At 42.2% G+C, this 23,922-nt stretch carries 23 protein-coding genes and 1 pseudogene; 11 read left to right on the forward strand and 13 right to left on the reverse strand.

What is annotated here, in order from left to right:
• Nucleotide 1: 1 nt before the first annotated feature.
• The 5 genes from V7K35_RS23515 to trmD form a co-directional block, all read right to left on the reverse strand.
• On the reverse strand, nt 2–208 hold the full coding sequence (locus tag V7K35_RS23515) for a hypothetical protein (RefSeq protein ID WP_335082135.1): 207 nt from the start codon (nt 206–208) through the stop codon (nt 2–4).
• A gap of 250 nt (nt 209–458) precedes the next feature.
• Nucleotides 459–1,247 carry a nickel pincer cofactor biosynthesis protein LarB gene (gene larB / locus V7K35_RS23520; RefSeq protein WP_335082137.1) on the reverse strand — a complete coding sequence of 263 codons (789 nt, stop codon included), beginning with the start codon at nt 1,245–1,247 and terminating at the stop codon, nt 459–461.
• A gap of 84 nt (nt 1,248–1,331) precedes the next feature.
• Nucleotides 1,332–3,116 (reverse strand): ABC transporter substrate-binding protein, encoded by a 1,785-nt coding sequence (locus V7K35_RS23525; protein WP_335082139.1) that lies wholly within the window; start codon nt 3,114–3,116, stop codon nt 1,332–1,334.
• 510 nt (nt 3,117–3,626) lie between these two features.
• The gene (gene ispF, locus V7K35_RS23530; protein WP_335082141.1) at nt 3,627–4,112 is read right to left on the reverse strand and encodes a 2-C-methyl-D-erythritol 2,4-cyclodiphosphate synthase; all 486 of its coding nucleotides are present in this window, start codon (nt 4,110–4,112) and stop codon (nt 3,627–3,629) included.
• A gap of 27 nt (nt 4,113–4,139) precedes the next feature.
• Nucleotides 4,140–4,859, reverse strand: coding sequence for a tRNA (guanosine(37)-N1)-methyltransferase TrmD (trmD, locus tag V7K35_RS23535; RefSeq protein WP_335082143.1), 720 nt, complete (start codon nt 4,857–4,859; stop codon nt 4,140–4,142).
• 537 nt (nt 4,860–5,396) lie between these two features.
• Between trmD and V7K35_RS23540 the strand changes: the two genes are divergently transcribed.
• Together V7K35_RS23540 and cphA are read left to right on the forward strand one after the other, a co-directional pair.
• Complete coding sequence (locus V7K35_RS23540; RefSeq protein ID WP_334942831.1) at nt 5,397–6,260, forward strand: cyanophycinase; 864 nt, start codon at nt 5,397–5,399, stop codon at nt 6,258–6,260.
• 423 nt (nt 6,261–6,683) lie between these two features.
• Nucleotides 6,684–9,389, forward strand: coding sequence for a cyanophycin synthetase (cphA, locus tag V7K35_RS23545; protein WP_335082285.1), 2,706 nt, complete (start codon nt 6,684–6,686; stop codon nt 9,387–9,389).
• 57 nt (nt 9,390–9,446) lie between these two features.
• On the opposite strand, the gene V7K35_RS23550 is transcribed toward cphA, so the two are convergent.
• The 4 genes from V7K35_RS23550 to V7K35_RS23565 all read right to left on the reverse strand — a co-directional run bounded on the left by V7K35_RS23550 (nt 9,447) and on the right by V7K35_RS23565 (nt 14,028).
• Nucleotides 9,447–9,620: a Sec-independent protein translocase subunit TatA/TatB gene (locus V7K35_RS23550; RefSeq protein ID WP_334724757.1), complete on the reverse strand. Its 174-nt coding sequence runs from the start codon at nt 9,618–9,620 to the stop codon at nt 9,447–9,449.
• Between the two features lie 170 nt (nt 9,621–9,790).
• Nucleotides 9,791–11,266, reverse strand: a complete 1,476-nt coding sequence (locus V7K35_RS23555) for a restriction endonuclease (RefSeq protein WP_335082145.1) — start codon at nt 11,264–11,266, stop codon at nt 9,791–9,793.
• A gap of 45 nt (nt 11,267–11,311) precedes the next feature.
• Nucleotides 11,312–12,397, reverse strand: a complete 1,086-nt coding sequence (locus V7K35_RS23560) for a DNA-methyltransferase (protein WP_335082147.1) — start codon at nt 12,395–12,397, stop codon at nt 11,312–11,314.
• Between the two features lie 209 nt (nt 12,398–12,606).
• Nucleotides 12,607–14,028 carry a serine/threonine protein kinase gene (locus V7K35_RS23565; RefSeq protein WP_335082149.1) on the reverse strand — a complete coding sequence of 474 codons (1,422 nt, stop codon included), beginning with the start codon at nt 14,026–14,028 and terminating at the stop codon, nt 12,607–12,609.
• A 94-nt stretch (nt 14,029–14,122) separates the two neighbouring features.
• Between V7K35_RS23565 and cbiT the strand changes: the two genes are divergently transcribed.
• The 4 genes from cbiT to V7K35_RS23585 are packed head-to-tail and all read left to right on the forward strand — an operon-like array spanning nt 14,123 to nt 16,106.
• Nucleotides 14,123–14,725, forward strand: a complete 603-nt coding sequence (cbiT, locus tag V7K35_RS23570) for a precorrin-6Y C5,15-methyltransferase subunit CbiT (protein ID WP_335082151.1) — start codon at nt 14,123–14,125, stop codon at nt 14,723–14,725.
• 15 nt (nt 14,726–14,740) lie between these two features.
• Complete coding sequence (locus V7K35_RS23575; RefSeq protein WP_335082153.1) at nt 14,741–15,631, forward strand: phosphatidate cytidylyltransferase; 891 nt, start codon at nt 14,741–14,743, stop codon at nt 15,629–15,631.
• 45 nt (nt 15,632–15,676) lie between these two features.
• A complete protein-coding gene (locus V7K35_RS23580) occupies nt 15,677–15,967 on the forward strand; it encodes a hypothetical protein (protein ID WP_442939757.1) in 291 nt (96 codons plus the stop codon).
• Nucleotides 15,960–16,106 carry a hypothetical protein gene (locus V7K35_RS23585; RefSeq protein ID WP_335082157.1) on the forward strand — a complete coding sequence of 49 codons (147 nt, stop codon included), beginning with the start codon at nt 15,960–15,962 and terminating at the stop codon, nt 16,104–16,106. The genes V7K35_RS23580 and V7K35_RS23585 overlap by 8 nt, the downstream gene beginning before the upstream one ends.
• A gap of 171 nt (nt 16,107–16,277) precedes the next feature.
• Here the strand turns inward: V7K35_RS23585 and V7K35_RS23590 are convergent, their stop codons facing one another.
• Nucleotides 16,278–16,991, reverse strand: a complete 714-nt coding sequence (locus V7K35_RS23590) for an LmeA family phospholipid-binding protein (RefSeq protein WP_335082159.1) — start codon at nt 16,989–16,991, stop codon at nt 16,278–16,280.
• Nucleotides 16,992–17,125: 134 nt separating this feature from the next.
• On the opposite strand from V7K35_RS23590, the gene V7K35_RS23595 reads away from it, so the two are divergent.
• A complete protein-coding gene (locus V7K35_RS23595) occupies nt 17,126–17,884 on the forward strand; it encodes a pseudouridine synthase (protein ID WP_335082161.1) in 759 nt (252 codons plus the stop codon).
• A 29-nt stretch (nt 17,885–17,913) separates the two neighbouring features.
• Nucleotides 17,914–18,726 carry a helix-turn-helix domain-containing protein gene (locus V7K35_RS23600; RefSeq protein ID WP_335082163.1) on the forward strand — a complete coding sequence of 271 codons (813 nt, stop codon included), beginning with the start codon at nt 17,914–17,916 and terminating at the stop codon, nt 18,724–18,726.
• A gap of 284 nt (nt 18,727–19,010) precedes the next feature.
• On the opposite strand, the gene malQ is transcribed toward V7K35_RS23600, so the two are convergent.
• Nucleotides 19,011–20,519 (reverse strand): 4-alpha-glucanotransferase, encoded by a 1,509-nt coding sequence (gene malQ, locus V7K35_RS23605; protein WP_335082165.1) that lies wholly within the window; start codon nt 20,517–20,519, stop codon nt 19,011–19,013.
• Between the two features lie 153 nt (nt 20,520–20,672).
• On the opposite strand from malQ, the gene V7K35_RS23610 reads away from it, so the two are divergent.
• Both V7K35_RS23610 and V7K35_RS23615 read left to right on the forward strand, forming a co-directional pair.
• Nucleotides 20,673–21,104 (forward strand): NUDIX hydrolase, encoded by a 432-nt coding sequence (locus V7K35_RS23610; protein WP_335082168.1) that lies wholly within the window; start codon nt 20,673–20,675, stop codon nt 21,102–21,104.
• Nucleotides 21,105–21,214: 110 nt separating this feature from the next.
• A pseudogene (locus tag V7K35_RS23615) lies at nt 21,215–22,405 on the forward strand (Rid family detoxifying hydrolase).
• Between the two features lie 32 nt (nt 22,406–22,437).
• On the opposite strand, the gene V7K35_RS23620 reads toward V7K35_RS23615, so the two are convergent.
• The gene (locus V7K35_RS23620; protein ID WP_335082287.1) at nt 22,438–22,602 is read right to left on the reverse strand and encodes a toxin-antitoxin system TumE family protein; all 165 of its coding nucleotides are present in this window, start codon (nt 22,600–22,602) and stop codon (nt 22,438–22,440) included.
• Between the two features lie 6 nt (nt 22,603–22,608).
• Nucleotides 22,609–22,842 (reverse strand): toxin TumE, encoded by a 234-nt coding sequence (tumE, locus tag V7K35_RS23625; RefSeq protein ID WP_335082170.1) that lies wholly within the window; start codon nt 22,840–22,842, stop codon nt 22,609–22,611.
• A gap of 323 nt (nt 22,843–23,165) precedes the next feature.
• Between tumE and V7K35_RS23630 the strand changes: the two genes are divergently transcribed.
• Nucleotides 23,166–23,639, forward strand: coding sequence for a hypothetical protein (locus V7K35_RS23630; RefSeq protein ID WP_335082172.1), 474 nt, complete (start codon nt 23,166–23,168; stop codon nt 23,637–23,639).
• The last annotated feature ends 283 nt before the right edge of the window (nt 23,640–23,922 follow it).

The raw sequence follows: 23,922 nt of genomic DNA on the forward strand, positions 1-23,922 counted from the left end.
TTTAACCGTAGCTAGTTAAATTCCGAATCATATAGCCAATGAGTAAACCAATCAACAATGCCCACACTTGACCTGTTTGTATAAAGTGGCTCCAAGCTTTTTGCATCTGACCCATAACGTCTGGGTCGGTGATTGTTGGTGCTACTGCTGTCAAATTTACAGGCAAATGCCAAAGTAACTGAGATGTCCAATCGCTGTAATTGCTCATCTTTGGTGATTAAGAAGTTAGGGGTGGCAAATTTCAGCATCAGTTTATTATTTATAGGACTTACGCACACTCTACGAATTCTCGGCGCTCTTGGCACGGCAGTTGCTTCAAGTCGGCAGAGCCGCCCAACGCACTGCCTCGTCTTGGCGGTTCGATAAATTAAGCGAAGTTGGCAATTTTTGCGTAAGTCCTAATTTACATTAATTACTGATATTTACTGAAATATTGGGTATAACTTCAATGTCTTAACTCAAGATGCAGCCGATGCCAACCGCAATTTCTCGGCTGTTCGCAAAATTTGCCCCGCCAACACTGCTGCACCAAAACCATTATCAATATTTACTACGCCTACTCCCGCAGCACAAGAGTTAAGCATTGTCAATAAAGGTGCTAAACCGCCAAAACTTGCGCCATAACCGATGCTGGTGGGTACAGCAATTACAGGACAACTTGCTAAACCAGCGACAACGCTGGGTAAAGCGCCTTCCATCCCCGCCACGACAATCAACACCGATGCTGATTCAATCAGGTGACGGTTACTTAATAAGCGGTGAATCCCAGCAACACCAACATCCCAGAGGCGCTGGACGCGAAAACCAGAAAGTTCAGCAGTGACAGCAGCTTCTTCTGCAACGGGTAAATCGGCGGTACCAGCAGAAAGAATGACAATTTCACCCCAGAATTGTGGTTCGATAGTAGGGGGAGCGATCGCACAAATTCGCGCCGATTCGTAATATCGCAAACCGCTAACTTTTGATTGCAGTGCTGTATAAACTGCTGGTTCAATGCGAGTTGCCATCACCACCGGATTGCGGAGGCGCATCACCTCCATAATTTGAGCAATTTGATCAGGAGTCTTACCAGGGCCCCAAATCACCTCTGGGAAACCAGTTCTTAGCTGGCGATGATGGTCAATTTTGGCAAACTCACCTACAGATTCATAGGCTAAATCTTTGAGTGAGTCTAATGCCGTATCTGGGGTAACTTTACCATTGGCAACCGCTTCGAGGAGCGATCGCAAAGCTTTTTCATCGGTCATTAGTCGTTTATCCTTTGTGCTTTGTTATTTATAATTAGCCATTAGTTAATGGACAACTAATGACTAATGACTAATGACTAATGACTAATCAACTGCTTTAATTTCATAAATGTTCCATAATGCGCCACCAAGGGCGGAGAATCTGATCCCTTCAAAACGATTACGTACCGCTGACAGTGACAAGGGGTTAACTAGATAAATAAACGGTAAATTTTCCTGGGTAATCCGTTGGGTTTCGGCATAAATTTCTTTTCGCTTCGCTTCGTCTAACTCCTTTGCTCCTTTAATATAAAGCTTACCAATTTCTGCTTCCCAAGGAGCCACCTTCCGACCCTCAATCGGCTTTTGTCCTGCTTGGGGTTTTTGATTAAACATATGCAATCCACCTTCGGGAGACCAGACGTTAGCCCCATCATTCGGTTCTAATCCACCTGTCAAACCCAGCATCGAAGCTTCCCAGTCTAAGGAGTTAGAAAGCTTATCTGTATAAGTATTCCATGCCAGTGGAGTGAAATCGACTTGAATCCCAATTTTACTCAAGTTTTGTTTAATCTGTGAGCCAATTGCTTCGCGGATCTTGTTCCCAGCATTAGTGAATAATGAGAAGCGGACGCGGTTCCCTTGAGCATCTATTAGTTGGTTTTTATCGTTATATTTAAATCCGGCTTTTAATAGTAGTTCTTTCGCTTTTTGCGTATTGTAATTATAAACTTTTAGCCCTTCCTTAGGTGAAAGGTAATAGGGGCTTTGCACAGAAATTGATGAATCTTGTGGAGTACCTAAACCGCGAAAAGTGTTGTTAATCATTGTTTGCCGATCAATAGCATAAGCTACTGCCTGCCGAAATTCCACAGTGTTGAACCAACTCGACTTAACTGGATCTACCAGAGGTTTTCCATCCCTTTGACCTTTATTCAAATTAAACAAAATAAACGTCGTACCAGTTGCTGGTCCACCATTGTAAATTTTAAAATTACCCTGCTTTTCTTGCGTCTTCAGCAAAGAAAAGTATTCTGGTGAAACTCCTTCAGTATCTAAACTGCCAGAACGAAATTGTAGCAGTGAAGTATCTGTTGATTCCACAATTGGCCACACTATCCGTTCAATATAAGGTTGGGATTCTCCTTTTGGTCCTTTGCGCCAATAGTAAGGGTTGCGTCGGAAAATTACACGTTGACTAGTGTCATAGCGCTCTAACTTATAAGGACCGTTGACAACAATTTGATCAGGAGGAGTATCAACGCCCCACATTGATAGAAATATTGGCTTACCCTCCTGGTCTTTTGTATTTACAGATTTTTCTAAGCTATGGGCAGGTAAAATTGGTAATCCTATAGTTATCAAGAACGGCGCAAACGGTTCTGGATTAGTAAATTTTACTCTTTGATTATCGATTTTTTGCACCTTAGGCAATGCCCGACTTTCACCAATTCGTAGAACATCTCTAGCATCTGTGGGAATTGCCTCATTCAGATAAATTTTATTATAGGTAAACACCACATCATCTGCTGTTAGTGGCTGTCCATCAGACCATTTCAATCCTTCACGCAAAGTAAAAATAAACTGCAATTTATCATCAGAAATTTGCCACGATTCTGCTAAGTCTGGCTCTACTTTGCCAGTTATGGGGTTTTGGGTAGTTAATCCCTCATAAATTAGACCAAAAACATTGGGATTTTCTTGACTGAGCGGGTAGTTAAAGGTTTTGGGATCACTGAGAATACTATCTACTAATTGAGATACTTGAGCGGTTGCGCTTTTGAAATTAGCTGGGTTGCAGGCGGTAACTGTAACTGATATTGCTAAACTCAAAATTATTGGCAACCAAAAATATTTAATTGCTAAAAATATTGCTCTCAAAAATTTCATAATTTCAATACATGGATAGTGTAATTAATGTAATTTAGATTGTAGTCAATCAAGCAAATCTTGGGGTTTATTGAAATACTGAATGTCATTATTTCGGAAAAACTTTATCACTTTACGCTTCCTAAATTCATGGTAATTAGTGCTTAAAAATATTTTTATTTTATTTGAGTGTCAGCGTGCATGGTTAACTATACACTCCATAATCAATTTATCCATAAGATACTTTTCAAGGATATTTTTAGATCCGCTTCTATGAATAAATTCTGTTAACGACAGAATTTATTCTAATTTAACAAAAAGCTGGTTTAAGCCTATATAAAAATATTTTTTTGTGTCATTAGTAAGTCGCAACAAGTTAATATTAGCTTGTTTTAAATAATTAACAACTAATTTAGCCTTTGCTTGCATGGCTCTAATTTCCTACTAAGGTAAGTTTGTTTATCTCCTATCACCCTATTGATTTCAATCCTAACGATGATTAAATAGTTTCACTGATGCACTAAAGAAAAGTTACTCTGAAGCAACTAGTAAGACAACAGCATAAGCACATATACCTTCTTCACGTCCAACTGGGCCTAATTTTTCGTTGGTGGTAGCCTTGATACCAATTTGATTCGGTTGTAATTCTAAAACCGCCGCTAGTTTGTCACGCATATTGTGAATATGCGGCTTTAACTTTGGACGTTCTGCTACTACCACCGAGTCAATATTTCCCACCTGCCAACCTTGATCCCGAATCAGTTGATGTACTTGAGTTAATAGTACTAAACTATCTGCTCCCGCCCATTTAGGATCGCTAGGGGGAAAATAATGACCAATATCCCCCAAAGATAATGCTCCAAGCATGGCATCCATAATTGCGTGGGTTAGTACATCAGCGTCACTGTGCCCTAATAAACCCAGTTCATGGGGAATTTTAATTCCACCTAAAATTAAAGCGCGATCGCTTACCAGTTGGTGAATATCGTAGCCGTTACCAATCCGAATTTTTGTCATTTGTTATTTATTATTAGGGATTGTTTATTAGTTATTTTCAATCTCCTTCATCTTCCCCAGATCCTCCTGCTCCAATTTTTTCAGGAGATCAGGACGGCGATCGCGGGTTTTTTGAATTTGTTGTTCGTAACGCCACCGGGCGATCGCTGCATGATTCCCACTGAGCAATACATCAGGCACTTTCAAGCCACGAAAATTGGCAGGACGAGTATATTGGGGATAATCCAATAACCCCTCCTCAAAACTTTCTGCTGTCAGCGACTCGGTTTTGGCCACGGTTCCTGGTATTAGTCGCACTACACCATTAATCAAAGCCATTGCTGGAATTTCCCCGCCAGTCAAAATAAAATCGCCTAAAGATACTTCCCGAGTTACCAAATGCAACACCCTCTCATCCACTCCTTCGTAATGCCCGCAAATAACTACTAACTGGTCATAATTCGTCACCAATTCTTTCAAAAGAGGTTGATTAATTGTTTGACCCTGTGGACTCATCAAAATGATTTCTCTTCGGGGTAGAGTTGGCAGCGACTCCACAGCGGTAAAAATAGGTTCTGGCTTCATTAGCATCCCTACGCCACCACCGTAGGGTTCATCATCCACCTTCCGGTGTTTGTCAGTGGTAAAGTCCCGTGGATTAATCAGATGCACTTGGGCAATCTGTTTAGCTAAGGCTTTACTCAGTAACCCAGAATTGAGAACAGAGTTAAAACAGTCAGGAAAAAGTGTAACTATATCAAAGCGCACAGTTATTCGTATTCAAGGACACTAATCTTAAATTTGGATGTCTAGCAAACACCGCCAAGCCAAGGTCGAGTCAAACTCCAGTTAAACTTTATCAATAGTATCTAAAACTACCAGGTCTCTTGGATTTTAGATGGGATCAAAAGTTTTTCTAATTACTTAATTTATGTTTAAATGTTGTCACAAGTACATTTAAATTAATAATCATATCAAGTTAACAACTTCCAGGATGCATCGAGCCAGCCTCAGAAAAAAGCATAGTCTTAACTGCTCGTCCCCAGTCCCAGAGGGGGAATCTAGCCCCCTAAAGACTATTTTGCCCTGCTGCAAGTGGACAGGTGAAAAACAAGGCCCTGGCTTTGAGGATGGGAACGAAGACGTTTAGACTGAGGCAACACGAGCGTTAAGCGAGAATTTGGAGAGTGGCTGACTCAGTTCCAAACTTCCAAAAAGTGTCCTCCCAAAGAAGCAAAGCGCAAAAATCATGGCTGCAACTGATCCTTGTTAAATTCACCTGAAGTTGTTGACAGGAGAAACAAAATGCCGCAATTACAAGCTAAATCGCTGGAAATGAGGACACCCCAAGCAACTAAAACCGCCGTTCTGGTTATCGGAGGCGCAGAAGACAAAGTTCATGGGCGCGAAATCCTACGAACTTTTTTTGGACGTGCTGGTGCTAGTAAGGCTTATATTACAATTATTCCATCTGCCTCTCGCGAACCCGCCATTATTGGTGGTCGGTATATTCGCATTTTTGAAGAAATGGGTGCCCAGAAGGTAGAAATTTTAGACATCCGCGAACGAGAACAGTGTGAAGCCTCTCAGATCAAAGCATCCTTAGAAGCCTGTAGTGGGGTATTTTTGACAGGAGGAGATCAGCTGCGTCTGTGTGGCGTATTGGCAGATACGCCAGCAATGGAAATTATTCGGCAGAGAGTGAGGGCAGGGCAACTGACGTTAGCAGGCACTAGTGCAGGAGCGGCAGTGATGGGGCATCACATGATTGCTGGCGGTGGGAGTGGAGAGTCGCCAAATCGTTCCCTGGTAGATATGGCAACGGGTTTGGGATTTATTCCAGAAGTAATCGTTGACCAACATTTTAACAACCGGAATCGGATGGGGCGGTTAATTAGCGCGATCGCAGCTCATCCCGATCGCTTAGGTATTGGCATTGACGAAGATACTTGTGCAGTGTTTGAACGTGATGGTTGGCTACAAGTTATGGGTAAAGGCAGTGTCACCATTGTTGATCCCACTGAACTCACCCACACTAACGAACCCCATGTTGGTGCTAATGAACCGTTAACCGTGCATAATTTACGTCTGCATATCCTCAGCTATGGCGATCGCTTCCACTTGTACCAGCGCACTGTACTGCCTGCTGTACATCGAATCTCCAGCTGACGGGATAGAGTATCTGAGGTTACACTGAGTTGACCGCAAATTTTAGATTTTGGATTTTGCGAAAAGTTGTGACGAGGGTTTCCCTCCGTAGCAAACTTTTCAAGACGGATTTTAGATTCAAAGAGCTTTTCGGCAGATGCTGCCAGAAAGTAGGCTAAACAAATCTAAAAAACCCTCAATGACTCATTAACGCTACGCGATCGTAAATCTAAAATTACCAGAGCTAAGTACCCTAATTGTCTCTTTGAATCCAAAATCATAAATCTAAAATCCAAAGTCGGTTGACCGCACATTTATTTCTTACCGTAGAAAAATGATAAGAATACTATGTAAAAAGAAAAAACTGTTTGTAATGAACAGTTCGGCGGTCAATTCCAGTAAGAAACTAGAATTTTGGTTCCGAATCTCCATCTACCTATTCCCATGAGAATTCTCAAGATCCAGACCTTACGCGGCCCAAACTATTGGAGCATTCGACGCCACAAACTGATCGTCATGCGCCTTGATTTAGAAACCCTTGGCGAGACGCCCTCGAATGAAATCCCTGGCTTTTATGAAGGATTAGTTGAGGCGCTGCCTAGTCTGGAGGGTCACTATTGTTCGCCTGGCTGTCGTGGTGGTTTTCTAATGCGAGTCAAAGAAGGCACTATGATCGGCCACGTTGTGGAACACGTAGCCCTAGAACTCCAGGAATTAGCTGGAATGAATGTCGGCTTTGGTCGCACCCGCGAAACTGCCACACCCGGAATTTATCAAGTAGTGCTTGAGTACCTGAATGAGGAAGCGGGACGCTACGCTGGACGAGCTGCGGTGCGGTTATGCCAGAGTATCGTTGATCGAGGCCGTTATCCCAAGGCAGAATTAGAACAAGATATCCAAGACCTGAAAGACTTCACCCGTGATGCTTCCTTAGGCCCTTCCACTGAAGCGATCGTCAAAGAAGCAGAAAAAAGAGGTATTCCCTGGATGTCTCTGGAAGCCCGCTTTTTAATTCAGCTAGGCTACGGCGTGAACCAAAAGCGGATGCAGGCCACAATGACGGACAACACGAGCATTCTGGGCGTAGAACTAGCCTGTGATAAAGAAGCCACTAAACGCATCCTCGCTGCCGCTGGTGCGCCAGTACCTAGAGGTACAGTGATCAACTTCCTAGACGATTTGGAACAAGCCATTGAATACGTTGGCGGCTATCCGATCGTCATCAAGCCCGTGGATGGCAATCATGGACGTGGGATCACCATTGATATCAGAACTTGGGAAGAAGCTGAAGCCGGATACGAAGCTGCTAGACAAGTTTCCCGGTCAATTATCGTCGAAAGATATTACGTTGGACGCGACCACAGGGTACTGGTAGTAAATGGCAAAGTAGTAGCAGTAGCCGAACGCGTTCCGGCTCATGTGATTGGCAATGGCAGATCGACCATTGCCGAACTGATTGAACAAACAAACCTTGACCCAAATCGCGGTGAAGGGCATGATAATGTCCTAACGAAGATTGAACTAGACCGCACCAGCTACCAGCTGCTAGAAAGGCAAGGCTATACCTTAAATAGCGTGCCACCCAAAGGAACCCTTTGTTATCTCAGAGCAACGGCAAACTTAAGTACAGGTGGTAGTGCCGTAGACCGTACCGATGAAATTCACCCAGAAAATCTCTGGTTGGCACAACGGGTAGTCAAGATTATCGGTTTGGATATCGCCGGACTGGATATCGTCACCACAGATATTGGTCGTCCGCTACGGGAAGTGGATGGGGTGATTGTCGAAGTTAATGCCGCTCCCGGTTTCAGAATGCACGTCGCCCCAAGCGTGGGTATCCCCCGCAACGTTGCCGGCGCAGTCATGGATATGCTATTTCCCAACGAGCAATCTAGCCAAATTCCAATCCTCAGCGTTACTGGTACTAATGGCAAAACCACTACTACCCGACTACTAGCACATATTTATAAACAGACGGGGAAGGTAGTAGGTTATACTACGACCGATGGAACATATATCGGTGATTATTTAGTAGAAGCTGGCGATAACACAGGCCCCCAAAGTGCCCACCTCATCCTCCAAGATCCCACAGTGGAAGTAGCAGTGCTAGAAACGGCTCGCGGTGGAATTCTCCGTTCTGGGTTGGGCTTTGAAGCAGCAAATGTGGGGGTGGTATTGAATGTAGCTTCTGACCACTTAGGAATAGGTGATATAGATACCATTGAGCAGTTAGCTAACCTCAAGAGTGTAGTAGCGGAAGCTGTATTCCCTGATGGCTACGCGGTACTTAACGCCGACGATCGCCGCGTCGCCGCTATGTCAGAAAAAACTAAGGCTAATATTGCTTACTTTACAATGAACCTCGACTCGGAATTGGTGCGAAAGCATATCCAAAAGGGCGGAGTAGCGGCAGTATATGAAAATGGTTATTTGTCAATTGTTAAAGGTGATTGGACACACCGCATAGAAAGAGCAGAAAATATACCTTTAACAATGGGCGGACGCGCACCGTTTATGATTGCCAACGCTTTAGCAGCAAGTTTGGCAGCATTCGTACAAAACGTCACGATTGAGCAGATTCGTGCTGGTTTGAGGACTTTCCGGGCTTCAGTTAGTCAAACGCCAGGACGAATGAATTTATTTAATTTAGGAAACTACCACGCTTTGGTAGACTATGCCCACAACGCAGCCAGTTACGAAGCTGTAGGTTCTTTTGTTCAGAACTGGACTACAGGACAACGGATTGGCGTAATTGGTGGGCCAGGCGATCGCCGCGATGAAGACTTTGTTACTTTGGGCAAATTAGCAGCGCAAATTTTTGATTACATCATTGTCAAAGAAGACGATGACACACGGGGACGCCAACGGGGTTCAGCCGCCCAGTTGATTATTCAAGGCATCACCCAAGTTAAACCGGATAGCCGCTATGAATCAATTTTGGATGAAACCCAAGCGATAAATAAAGGCTTAGATATGGCTCCTAATAACAGTCTGGTGGTAATTTTGCCAGAAAGCGTCACTCGCGCTATTAAGTTAATTAGGGCGCGTGGTGTAGTGAAGGAAGAGACACATCAACAAAATCCTGGCACAATTGTCATTGATTCCCAAAATGGGATCACACCTTCTTCTGTTGTTAATACACTTTTGTAGTCAAAAGTCAAGAGTCCAAAGTCTAGCATCTAAAAGTTTTTCACTTTTGACCTTGGACTATTGTTTTTCTTGTTCCGAATTGGTTTCGTCACTGGGAGTTTTCATCTCCTCCTTAAAACCTCGTAGGGTTTTGCCCAGTGCGGTTCCCAGTTCGGGAATTTTTTTAGGGCCAAAAATTAGAACAGCGACTATGGCAATTACAGCGATTTCTGGCCATCCCAGTCCAAACATATAAATTTCCTCTAAGGCATCTTTAATTAAATATAGACATGTGATGGCTCAAATCCGATGAGTTCGCCACTGATAAGCGCTCTACCCTCTTTCAAAAACAGGGTATAAATAAAATTAATAATGTCTTGCATTTTTACTTGTATAAATACCGATATCGCCAAAGAAATATCTCAAATGTTATCATCTATTTCTTCTTCGATAGCTTCAGCCATCAAATCTTCTTCCTGTTCAATTTCATTTAACTCTTCATCAGACACGTCGAGTTCTTTCTTTGCAAAGACTCGCCTAGCCTTTCTATCGAAAATTTCAACAATATTTGTCTTATCCCTTTTAATTGCTTCAATATCATCTTTTTGTAACAAAATCATATAATAGCGAGATACTTCCATCATTCTATAAGCATATTGATAAGCATCCCTTGTAAACTCACCAGTTGTTACAACCATTACCACGTCTGCCCCTGTAACAAATGTCAGGCCGATTTCTTTGGCTAAAACATCAATATCAACCTTCTTTGTGTTTTTGCATTGAATCTGCCACCGACTATAAACAAACCTGTCTGAAGCTGCCAGAACATCTACTTCCCCTTTGCCATTTTCTCTACTGCGCCATTTTGTAAAACGCAGACTGGTTAGGCGTATCATCCAGACTGCCAGAAGCTCTAACGCTTTGCCTTTAATATGTTTATCTGGATGATTTAATTCATTTACAACATCATCAAAGGTGCGGTTGAGTTCAATTTCCGAAAGCCTTGTTTCATTAGCGATTGATTTTAGAAGGGGTGCTAATAGTTCAGACTGGGCTTTACTGGTTAATTTGACTTTATTCGATTTAGCTCCTCTGCCACCTGTGGTTTTTTCTGTTTCTATTAAACTGAGAGATGCAAGAGGTTCAATAACATCCTTGACTAAATTTTTAGTTGTGAGTCTAAGTTTATAAATACTCCTGGTATGTTGAGCAACTTTATTAGCTGCTATAAGTTCTTTGACATCGAGATTAAGCAGACTCAGCAGAAAATGTTTTTGTCCAGGAGTCAGAGTATAAAGCTCGTCGATAAAATCTTTGTTGATGCCTAGAATTTCTGAAACAATATCCCAGTTTATTTCGTATTCCCGTTCAAAAACACCTGCCTGGGACAACCAACTTCTCATAGTACTTGTGTAAGTGCCGCTAGGTGATATGATATATCCCCTTTCCTGTAATTCATAGGCTATTGGCTCCAGTTGTGCTTCTTCTCCTCTAGCATTAACTGCATCAATAGCTTTTAATAAAGCCATGCCTGACAAATTATTTAATATATGCGCCGCAAACCTTTGATTTACAAATGAAGTATTGTCAGCATTAGCTAAAATTTCTTGAGCAAGAGAAGTAAGTTGATATTGGCGTGGCTGTTCCAAGTCCTCAATCAGCTGATAAGCTCTGAGGGATAAGAAACAGTTCATTGCCAATATGCCGATATTTTTTGCAGATAGTGTAGATGAAGCTCGTTGAGAATGTTTAGAAAAATAACGTTGGCCAATATTAGCTTCCAGTCTATTCCTACTTGGTTGACACTCTTTACATAACTCCAAAATTTCGACTAAAGAAAATTTAGTTGGCTCAAACTGATCTCCATAAGTAAACTTTTTTAATCTTTTAGACTCCATTCGACAATTTCCTTAAAATCTCTAATTAATTTGAGAAAGCCTTTTTTAAAACAGTCCTAACTGTACTCCGTAGTTTTTATTATCAGCATTTTGTGTTGCTATTGGTGGTAAATCTGCTGGAGGTTCAACAACCAAAGGAGCATTTTCTTCAAATCTCAGTTTTGAGCTTATGATATAGTCTTCATCAATCTCAAAAGCTAACCAGCGTCTTTGTAAAGTTTCTGCAACTCGACCTGTCATATTAGAACCAGCAAAAGGTTCTAAAACAATATCACCTGGTTCTGTACAAAGGTTGATGACAAACTCTGGTAAAGCTTGAGGAAATCTTGCCGGGTGTGGCTTAAAACCTTCTTTTTTGCAACGTCTTTGGTAATAATCGTTAGAAGCAGTATTCGAGGCAGAAATCACATTCACAGGTTGGACCAAATCTTCAAATAAAATTTCTTGTATAAGAGTCTGTTGACCTATTTCTTCTTTGTCTGAATTACAACGTCCATCAATAATATTCGGGGGAATAGCTCCTCCCCTGTCCTTCCCAAATTTATCGGAAATATCATGACCTGATGGTCTAACTTTTGGTTTATAGCCATTCTTGAGAAGGTTTTTCATTGCATCACTATAAGGCTTTAAAACCCTTCTATTATTAGCTTTAGGATGCGGTTCTTTTGACAGCCACCAAATTGTATTTACCGAATCTTTAACTCTTTCCCTGCGAACTGTTACCCATTCGGCAGGGGTGGGTAGTTTTGCTGGATTATACCAGTACAATTCTTGTGCCAGATAAAATCCAAGTCCGCCTTTTTCTTTTGCTTTGCACAAAGCAACAACCAATTCAAAATGATAAAGAGAACGAACTGGCATCCCCTTAATCCAACTGCCACCAATATCAATAACCAGTGAGCCTGTTGGTTTAAGAATCCGGTAAAACTGTGCCGCATAATCTTTAAACCATTCAACATATTCATCGGCATCAACATTTCCGTATTCTTTTTTACGAACCAATGCAAATGGTGGAGAGGTACAAATTAAATCGATACTTTCGTCGACAATACCTGCCATTAATTCTAGGCTGTTTCCCAAATAAGCAGCACCAAATTTTGTTTCGTAGTAAGGGTTACAATTAAGTCTCATCTAAACTTTTTTAGTGCAATTGTACTATCTATAAAGACAGTATTATCTATAAAAGCATAAGTTTTCCAACTGTTAGCTATTTTTTTTGATCAATTTGCTGAATGAATAGGGCATGTGCCAAGTATCTGCACTAATAATAGTACTTTTGTTCTATTTTGAGTAGGTCGAGACAGAACTGGACACCTTGAACAAAGCGATCGCTTGCTCAACTAACTTCCCATTGGATTGGTAATTGGCAAACCTAACCACTGACTTAATTCATGAGCTAACCATTCAAGTTCTACTTCGGATTTAATACCGATATCGTTTCCACTAATCTGATATTTTTGCAATCCTGAGCAAATATATAATTGTGCTGGAACGGCAATTCTAGTGCCTTGAGAGCCTTTAGTAAAGTGTTTTGGAATGTAAACCAACTTATTAATACTTTGCCTTCGAGATGGACGGGGACGCTCAAACTTCCAACTAAACAACTCCCAGCTTAGGGCAATTTGTTCTGCATTCAGGCGTAAGCAGATGCGTCCAAACAAACTAAAGAAAAATTTATACACCATCCGAAAGCCAGCAATCCAAAAAGGAAGTGAGAATAAGGCAATGGGAATGTTGGTAGGAAAAGGGGCCGAGAGAACGCTAATTGTCCAAAGCAGGATAAATGAATTCCAGGCGATCGCAAATACACCTGTGAATACTATTGATGGATGGAAACCAGTCGGTGGAATGAGAATTTCTAGAGAATCCCAATTTTTGGTTAGTTGAATTTTACTCCCGTCTGGTTTGCTGCCAACTAAAGCAGGTAATGTCGCTTGTGGTTTCTCTAAGGCTGCGTAGGCGGAGCCCGTCGTAGACATCGCACCAGCAGCAGAACTAAAACGCTTTTCTAAACTGGGTTCTATCATCCACTTTAGCCAATTGGTAAAGCTGGGACTCACATTAGCCGCTTGTTCAAACTGAATGCGAAGATCCTTTTGCGGTAAATCGGCTGGGTGATTACCCGTCATTAAATAAATTAAGGTTGCGCCTAAACTATAAAGGTCAGATGCTGCAACAGTACGTCCACCAAATTGCTCTGGTGGCATATAGCCATAGGTTCCCACCACAGTTCTTGTCCCGCTTTCTGTGGCGAGGACTGTCTGAACTGAGCCAAAATCTACCAAATAAACTTGACCAACATTATTACCAGAACGCTCCCCCAATAAAATATTGCTAGGCTTAATATCACGGTGAATTACAGGCGGATACAGCCCATGTAAGTAAATAAGAATCTCTAAAAGCGCTTTGGCTATCTGTTTGACTTCAGGTTCTGTAAAAGTTCGCCCACTTTGTAAATATTGTTCTAAAGTTTTTGCTGGGATATAAGTTTGTACTAGGGCAAATCCTTTGATGGTTGGTAAATTTACCTCAAAATAGTTTAAATACTGAGGAATTAAGGGATGTGATAAAGATTTTAAAGTTTCAGCTTCCCGTTCAAACAGCTTGAGTGAATCCCATTCAAAATCATCACCAAAAGAGAGTAACTTGATGACAACTAATTCCTGAGTTTGCAAATCACGAGCTAACAAAGTCCGCCGCCCTGCTTTTTTTCCTAGTAGCTGCTGAACTTCGTAGCGTTCGCCTAATATTTCGCCAATCATTATGGTTTCTTATAATGCTAGGTTTGAAAAGTTTTTAGAACTTATAGCTTTTCAATTTGGCAAATCCATATCTTTAGTATAATTGCGTAGTTCTATGCCCTCCCAACTTTGGCCTTATATTACCCCTGGTATTCCCGATGATTTATTCGAGCACTTGCCAGGAATTCCCCTGAGCCAGCGAGAAGTCCGACTACTGTTAATTGCCCAACTGCGATTAAAATCAGATTCTGTGTTGTGGGATATTGGCGCAGGGACAGGTACAATTCCGGTAGAGGTGGGGCTATTGTGTCCAGGCGGAAAGATTATCGCTATAGAAAGGGATGAAGAAGTAGCTAATCTGATCAAGCGTAACTGCGATCGCTTTGAGGTGAAAAACGTCGAAGTAATTGAAGGTAGCGCCCCAGAGTGTTTACATGATCTTAAGATTACTCCTCACCGCGTTTGTATCGAGGGAGGACGCCCCATTCAGGAAATTCTGCAAGCAGCTTGGCATTATTTACCACCATCCGGTCGGGTTGTAGCCACAGCGGCTAATCTAGAAAGCTTGTATGCTATTTCCCAGAGCTTTTCCTTGTTAAGAGCTAGAAATATCGAAGTTGTCCAGTCTGCGGTTAACCGCTTAGAGACACGCGGCTTTTCTCAAACCTTTACCGCCGTTGATCCCATTTTTATCCTCAGTGGTGAGAAACTAGACTAAATCCAAAATACTTCTATGCCTTGGTCTCGGATTATTAGTGGAATTGTTGCGATCGCTCTTGCTCTTTTTGCAACCCTTTTGGGGGGTTGGTACTTTACCATCATCTTTGCAGTTATCATCTTTTTGGGTCAACAGGAATATTTTAATTTGGTGCGAGCCAGAGGTATCGCTCCTGCCGCTAAAACCACTATGGCTGTCAGCCAAGTTTTGCTGGTAATTTGTACCCTTGATGGCAGTTTAGCTGATGCTGTAATGCCAATTGCTGGCACACTTATTTGTTTTTACCTGCTGTTTCAGCCCAAATTTGCCACGATCGCTGATGTTTCCGCTTCTATTATGGGGCTATTTTACGTAGGTTATTTGCCGAGTTACTGGGTGCGGTTACGAGCGATTGATAGTGCTGCTTTTAGCAATCTTCCTTTTGGAGGTTACTGGCCCATAACCTGGACAGATTTCTGGGAAAAGGCAAATTCGGCGTCTTTACCACAAGGTTTTACAGCAACACTGCTGACTTTTTTGTGTATTTGGGCAGCTGATATCGGCGCTTACACTATTGGCAAATTCTTTGGGAAAACCCGTCTGTCTGAGATTAGCCCGAAAAAAACTGTAGAAGGTGCTGTCTTTGGTATTACTTCAAGTGTTGCTGTAGCCATAGCAGGAGCCTATTATCTCCACTTGCCTAGATCCCTTCTTACTGGTTTAGCATTGGGTTTGTTAATTGGGATTGCTAGTCTTTTAGGGGATCTTACTGAGTCTATGCTCAAGCGGGATGCTGGAGTCAAAGATTCTGGACAATTAATTCCCGGTCACGGTGGTATTTTAGACCGTACTGATAGTTATATTTTTACAGCTCCTCTGGTTTACTATTTCGTAACACTACTTTTGCCACTGATAACAGATAGATAAGTTGGGCATTGGGCATGAGGAATAAGGGATGAGTCTTTGATACTCGTGAACGAGTCTTTGATACTCGTGAACGAGTCTTTAATACTCGTGAACGAGTCTTTGATACTCGTGAATGAGTCTTTGATACTCGTGAACGAGTCTTTAATACTCGTGAACGAGTCTTTGATACTCGTGGACAAGTCTTTGATACTCGTGGACGAGTCTTTGATACTCGTGGACGAGTCTTTTTTACTCGTGGACGAGTCTTTGATAGGACTTACGCAAAAATTGCCAAAAAGCTTAATTTATCGAACCGCCAAGACGCCAAGAACGCCAAGAATCGTAGAGTGTGCGTAAGTCCTATTTGATACTTGTGGATGAGTCTTTGATACTCGTGGACGAGTCTTTGATACTCGTGGACGAGTCTTTTTTACTCGCTGACAAGTCTTTGATACTCGCTGACGAGTTTTTGAACTCCACTCCTTCGCCCCCCTAATTACTGAGCTTGTCCTGAGTGTAGCCGTTAACGCAGCCTCTGGTATTGAACGCAGTTGTCGGCGCAGCCTCTGGTAGAGTTGTATGCCCCCCTGCCCCCTGCCCTTAGTTCGAGAAGCATTATGTTATTTAAAGTAAGTAATTGGTATTTTTAATTTTTAATTTTTAATCATCAAGGGTTAACGTTAATCCGCCCACGACACACTAGCTTGCCTGGGATCAGCGTTAGTTCTTGGATATCAACATCTGAGCCAAGATCCAAAATGTACTCATGATTGTCCTCTAATATATTTTCTTGGTCAGGCTTGATTTGGATATTTGCCAGTCGCAACTCATGGCCATTGAATAATTGTAAGCCCAGACAAATCTCTAGAGGTGTTGTTTGACTATTGGTTACTTTGATGCCTCGCAGTATAATTTGGTTGTTCTGAAGGAGAATTTCTTGCCAATTAATTGGTTGTGGCTCTGGGTAATGTGTTGGTGAAACCTTAACCAATAGATCACTCAAAGCAGTCGATAATAAGTTAGATGAGAGAGAAGCATTCAGATCCTTCTCGTCTACAATCAACTCGCCAACCACTGGTACTGTTTCTAACAGTCGCAGTGGCTGTCCCTTGACTACCGAGCCGATATTTATCCGAATATTTTCTGCGATTAATTTAATTTGTGTAATTAGGAGACCTTTATAAACAGCATGAGTAGCAAATATAGATACCAAAGGAATGCGTCCAGAGAGAATTTGACGATCGCTCGCTTTAATCTCCACTTCTAATTCAGATATTTGGCTGACTTGCGTTCTCAACCAGAGCTTTAGGGCTGTTGTGAGTACCTGCGTAATTATGCGGATTTTGTTAGTATTTTTTGTTTGGGAATTTTGCTCTGGCATCTAACTAATCTGTTTATGAGTATTTGCTTAACAACCGAACATAAATTAAATAAGTCTTAAATTTAACATTTATGCCTACTCACTACAAAATGCAAATATCATTTAATTGTTAACAGTAAATAAGCAATTTCCACATGGAGGCACGGTTACAAAAAATTCTCGCTCAATGGGGTATCGCCTCACGTCGTGAAGCCGAAGAAATGATTAGGCACTCACGGGTGCGAATTAATGGGGTGATAGCACATTTAGGTCAAAAAGTTGATCCTCAAAAAGATGCGATCGCGATCGATGGTAAGCCTATATCCGAAAAGCAGCGTCCGGCTTTAATATATCTATTGCTGCATAAACCAGCAGGCGTGGTTTCTACTTGCTACGACCCTCATGGCAGACCAACAGTCCTGGATCTACTACCGAAAGAATTACGAGAGGGTTTAGGTATTCACCCAGTTGGGCGTTTAGATGCAGACTCTACAGGAGCATTAATCCTGACAAACGACGGAAATCTGACATTTGGACTAACGCATCCACGCCACAGCATTTCTAAGACATATCATGTTTTGGTCAAAGGACATCCTCCAGAAACAGTACTGCAAATGTGGTGTCAGGGTGTGATGTTGGAGGGTAGAAAAACCAGGGCCGCTAAGGTACACCTCATAGAACGTCGTGCCGAGCAAAGCTTTTTAGAAATCGTGTTGCAGGAGGGAAGAAATCGCCAAATTCGCCGGATAGCTCAACAGTTAGGATACCCAGTAATCAAGCTGCATCGGACTGCTATCGGCCCAATTCAATTACAAACTCTAAAAGAACCCTTTTTATCAGAGGGTAAATATCGTTCCCTTAAAGATCAAGAGATTCACTTTTTACAACAACAGATAACGCAACCTAATTATTGATTCAGCAGAGTTAAGGAGTGTCAGCAGGCATGAAATGGCTAAGAAAGAAGAATAATCACCAGCCATCAATTTCATTAGAGCAACAACGAGCCGAAAAGTTAGCAGAATTGGGCGCTCAACTTTGGGCATTGCGTCAAGAACAGGGTCTATCTTTAGAGCAAGTGGTTGTATCGACCAGGATTTCTCGGCGATTATTGCAGGCGATCGAAGAAGGTAATTTAACCGAACTGCCAGAACCAATCTATATTCAGGGTTTGATTAGGCAATTTGCCGAGGCACTAGGTTTGAATGGAGTAGAATTTTCTGGCACTTTTCCGATCAGTTCTGCACAAGTGAACCCCCAAGTTAGGGGGAATACTTCACCTTTGAGTCAACTACGCCCGATTCATCTTTACTTTCTTTACATATTCCTAATTGTATGCTCTGTAAATGGCTTATCTCAGTTATTAAATAATGCTGTACTACAAGCAAATAATAGTCAAAACCAGCCATCTCCAAAACAAAAATCTGTCGTTAAACCAGAAATAGCCCAACTAAAAGAGTCAGTAAAGGTTCAGCCTGTCAGCGATACCCTTAGCGGCGTCAAACAGAGACAGGCTGTACAGATTGGTGTCACTTTGAAAGCGTCATCTTGGATTCGCGTAGTAGCCGATGGCAAAACCGAGTTTGAGGGTATTCTACCAGAGGGAACTCACCGGATTTGGAAAGCTCAGAAGCAACTGACAGTGAAAACTGATAATGCTGGTGGTGTTTTAATGAGCGTCAATCAAGAGAAAGCTAAGGAAATGGGAGAGCCTGGGAAAGAGGAAGAAGTTAGGATTGCTGCCAAGCCTAAGTTTTGAAATATGGGGTATGGGGCACTTGTACTGAGCGACTTATGCCGAGCGCTAGCGCAGCGTCTCGTAGAGAAGTCGAGGTAGCCGAGGTAAGCCGTAAAGCCTGCGGCATAGCTACGCTTAGGGCGCAGCCTCTCCAATAGTTGTATTGGGTATAGCGGTTCTCTTTTACGTGAGGGGCACGGCACTGCCGTGCCCCTACACCTCGCAATATAATGTTGTACCGCATCTGAATGGGAACCGCTATATTGGTTATTCTTTCTTCCCCTGCTCCCCCTGCTCCCCCTGCTTCATTGTTCTTGTGGGGCGCGTCCATTGAGTTCAGTAAGAACTTTCAAGCGATCGCCTAATTCCTGTGTCAACGCTGCTGGTTGATAGCGCCACTCCCAGTTACCCTCAGGAATACTGGGAAAATTCATCCGCGCTTGGTTCCCTAATCCCAAAATATCTTGCAAGGGAATAATCGCTTGGTTGGCTATGGAACTCAAAGCTAGGCGAATTAAATCCCAGTGGATGCCTTCAGGACTAATAGAACCCAAATAAAGCAACAAGTTTTGCTTTTCCTGATCGCTAGCTGTATCGAACCAGCCTAAAGTTGTGTCATTATCGTGAGTCCCGGTATAAACTACAGAATTGCGCGGATAATTGAATGGTAAAAATGGATTAGCGGAATCAGCACTAAAGGCAAATTGCAAAATTTTCATCCCTGGAAATTCATACTTGTCTCGCAGCGCTTCTACCCCTGGTGTAATTACTCCCAAATCTTCTGCTAAGACGGGTAGCTTGCCCAACTTTTGCCTAATCACTTCAAAAAAAGCATCTCCAGGTGCTTCCACCCATCTACCATTTATGGCAGTTTGTTCACCTTGCGGCACAGCCCAATAAGCCTCGAAGCCCCGGAAGTGGTCAATGCGAATTATATCTACATAATCTAGCATTGCCTCGAAGCGCTGTACCCACCACTTAAAGTCTTGTTTTTGCAATTCCTCCCAGTTGTAAACTGGGTTGCCCCACAATTGACCGGTGGCGCTAAAGTAATCTGGTGGAACTCCTGCCATTTGGGCGGCAGCTCCTGTCTGTTCATCTAGACAAAAGATGTTGGGATGCGCCCATACATCAGCGCTGTCATGAGCTACGTAGATGGGGATATCGCCGATAATGTCAATACCGCGCATGTTGGCGTAGCTTTTAAGCTCTGACCACTGGCGGAAAAACTTAAATTGGACAAACTTGTAATAAAAAATCTCTCCATTGAGCCGCTCCTGTACTTGCTCCATTGCTTGTGGATCACGCTTGACAAGTTCTGACGGCCATGTGTGCCAATTTGCATTCTCGTTGGCATCTTTCAACGCCATAAATAAGGCGTAATTATCTAGCCAATAGGCTTTGCTGTCGCAAAAACCTTCAAACTCTTTTTGTTGGATGGGTGTGGCATTGGCTCTAAAATGTTCATAGGCTTTTTTGAGTAGCCCAACCTTAACCGACACAACCTCCTTGAAATCTACCTTTTCTTCTGGAAATCCTGGTAAATTAGCAAAGTCTTCTTCTGTCAGCAAACCCTCATCTCGCAGTTTTTCTGGGCTAATCAGCAGGGGATTTCCCGCCATTGCCGAGTAGCACATATACGGAGAATTACCGTATGCAGTCGGGCCCAAGGGTAAAACTTGCCAATATCGTTGATGGCTTTCTTTGAGAAAATCGATGAAGCGATAGGCTTCTAAGCCTAAATCGCCAATGCCAAATCGACTGGGAAAAGATGTGGGATGCAGCAAAATGCCACTTGATCTAGGAAAAGGCATATTTAACCTGAATTATGAGAGGAAGCAATTATCTGATCGACACGCTAGGCGATCGCATCGAATCTATCACGGAACAGCATTCGGTTATCAGTTATCAGTTGTCACAGAGCTAACAAATACAGTTAACTATTAACTGTTCACTGTTAACAGATTATGACTTACCGAAATCCTACACCGACAGTTGATATCATCATTGAACTCGTAGATCGACCTCATCGGCCAATAGTGTTAATTGAAAGACATAATCTACCCTTAGGTTGGGCTATTCCTGGTGGTTTTGTGGATTATGGGGAAGCTGTGGAAGTGGCGGCCCGGCGGGAAGCTGAGGAAGAAACGGGTTTGCAGGTGGAGTTAGTTGAACAATTACTGGTGTATTCTAACCCTGATCGCGATCCGCGTCAGCATACGATTAGTATTGTGTTTTTGGCGACAGCGACGGGGGAACCGATAGCTGGGGATGATGCTAAGGGTATAAGCATTTTTGAGTCTTGGCGTGTGCCTGGTAATTTATGTTTTGATCATGATCGCATTTTGCGGGATTATTGGCGATATCGGCATTATGGGATACGTCCGAGGTTGGGGTAGGAGGGACGAACCGCCAAGGCGCAGAGAGCGCAGAGAGAAGAGGGGAGAGGAATATCTATGACACAAAGTTTTTGTGATTATACTGTGTCAGTGGTATTTAAAGGTGCATTATGGACGCTGAAGAACTTTTAAAACAATATGCACAAGGTCAACGAAAGTTTGATTCAGTAAATCTGAGAGGAGTAAACCTCAAAGGTGCGAATCTGAGTGGGATAGATTTAACAAGTGCAGATTTAACGGGAGCAGATTTAAATAATGCCAACCTGAGTAAGGCATGTCTTAAAAGCACAAATCTCACCAGGGCATCTCTGACAAGTGCAAACTTAAGTAGTTTAGTGGAAAGTTCTAGTTTAAATTTGAGTTGGGCAGACCTAGATAATGCCAATTTGAGTGATGCTACGCTAAATTCTACCAATTTAACTGAAGCTTCTTTCAAAAAAACAAATCTCGTGAGAGCTAACCTTAGCGGTGCAATTTTAAGTAGCGCTAACTTTTTTGAAGCTGATTTGAGCCAAGTAAACCTAATTCAAGTACATTTCAAAGATACCAATTTGCAGGGAGCTAAAATTCGGGGTGTTAATTTATCTCAAAAGAATTTGTCTGGTATGAATTTGGCTGAGGCTGATCTAGGTGCAGCAAATCTCAGAGCTACAAATTTCAGAAAAGCCTGTCTAAAAGAGACAAATTTAGAGAGAGCGGATTTATAACAAGCGGATTTAATGAAAGCAAATCTGAATGGAGTAAATCTTAGAAAAGCTGACTTAACTGGAGCAAATCTTTACGGAGCTAATCTTCAAGATGCAGACCTCACTGGTGCGATAATGCCAGATGGAGAAGTCTACAAACCGATCGCAGCTGAAGCAGAAATCGGTAAACAGGAAACATCGTTAAACAAAGTAATATCTATGACCCGTAAAGTAATTAATACTGATAACGCACCCGCACCAGTCGGCCCTTATAATCAAGCGATCGCAGCTTCTGGTCAATTTGTATTTATCGCTGGACAAATTGCCATCGATCCCCGCCTTGGTGATGTCGTCTACACTGATGATGTCAAAAAACAAACTGAGCAGGTTTTAGCTAACCTGGAAGCCATCCTCACAGCATCTGGTGCGACTTTTCAAGATGTGGTAAAGACCACTGTATTTTTAGCTGATATGAATGATTTTGCGGCGGTGAATGCTATATATGCTAAATATTTCCCGGAAAATACAGCCCCAGCGCGGGCTTGTGTGCAGGTATCGCGCTTACCTAAAGATGTGTTGGTAGAGATTGATGCGATCGCAGTGATTAGCGGTTAGAAGGAACGTATCAATCAGCAAAATCTTAACGTTTACATTTGATTGTTCTGTTTTGACTCTAAAAACTCCATCACTTCTTGTAGCACATCCGCTATATGTGGCTTTTCGCAAGCAATTACATTGTCGAAAAGATGTTTATGGTGCGGGAAGCTAGGCAAGTTAGGAAAGTGTGGTGTACTGTCGTAACGAAAAATCAGATTATTTTACTCATCTTGAAAGTGATAGCGGTAATCGCTATATGTAATCTGATTATCTACAATAACAAAGGCTTCACTGACAGCCAGTAAATATTTAAGAGCGAAACGTATTCTCATGCGGAGATTAGCTCTCTCTGTAGTTAAAATTACTGCACTATATTCCTCAATGTATGTGTTACAGCAGTTGAATAAAAGTTGCTCAATTTCATTTAAATAGGCTTGGATAACTTTACGCGACATCTCTGAGTTTACTCTTTATATCTTGGTGTATAGCTAGATAATGTTGGTAGTTTGCCGCCCATTCGACAAATACTTCATCGTCAGAAGTTTCGCCTTGGCTATATTTGGCAAAAAATTCTTCTGAATTCATTTAGTACTTTATTTCATAGGTATTTAACTGTTTAGTCAGGGCAATGAGCGCATCTAGTAAAGATGTATATTCGATGATTTGTTTACGCATTGACTTCTGCATTCAATTTCATTGTTAATTATCTCTCAACAAACGCGATCGCCTCTATAACTTTGGGAATACTGAAATTAAGTACCCTAAAGGAGTATTAAAAATGGCAGAAAATCGCATCAGTGCCAACTTAGCCCCAGCAGACAAAGAAGCAGTCATGCAGGCGATCGCTACAATTAGAGAAAAGTTACCGTTTTTGGTTGATTTGACCCCTGAAGACCGGCGAACGATGCTGAAGATGGGAGATAAAAGTCGGGCTTTTGTCAGCAAGGCTTTAGAAGTAGCGACACAGAACCCTAACTTTTTACCCCGTTCTTTTGATTTAGAAGAGATGCGCCGAGATTTGGAAATATATGAGGACTTGTATCCAGTGCTGTTGTCTCTAACGCAACTGCAAGAATTAGTGGATGATACCTGTATAGCCTCTGCTAGCGAAGCGTATGCTGCTGCATTAGCAGTTTATAGCTATGCCAAAGCTAGCGGTGATGTTGCAGGTTTGGATGCAGTAATTGATGAGATGGGACGCAGGTTTAACCGCCGTTCTAAGAAAAAGAAACCCGAAGTCCCAGTTAGCTAAACCTTAAAACAGGTAATCATACCAGTTATCAATTTGATAAAATACACATCATTTGTAGGGGCATAACAATGTTATGCCCTTTTCGCGTCTTGTATCCAAAAATTCTTGAAACCCGCGCAGGCGAGTTTTGTGTGTATAGCCGCAACTTTTTTAGCGCATCTCGTTTATCTAAAATACATTTTGACCTCTCTCCAAACCTCTCCCCTACAAGGAGAGAGGCTTTGAATCTTACTCCCCTTCCCTTATAGGGAAGGGGCTGGGGGTTAGGTCTATATTAGACTCC

Origin of the sequence: Nostoc sp., from assembly GCF_036917275.1 — a bacterium.
Classification (GTDB): Bacteria; Cyanobacteriota; Cyanobacteriia; order Cyanobacteriales; family Nostocaceae; genus Nostoc.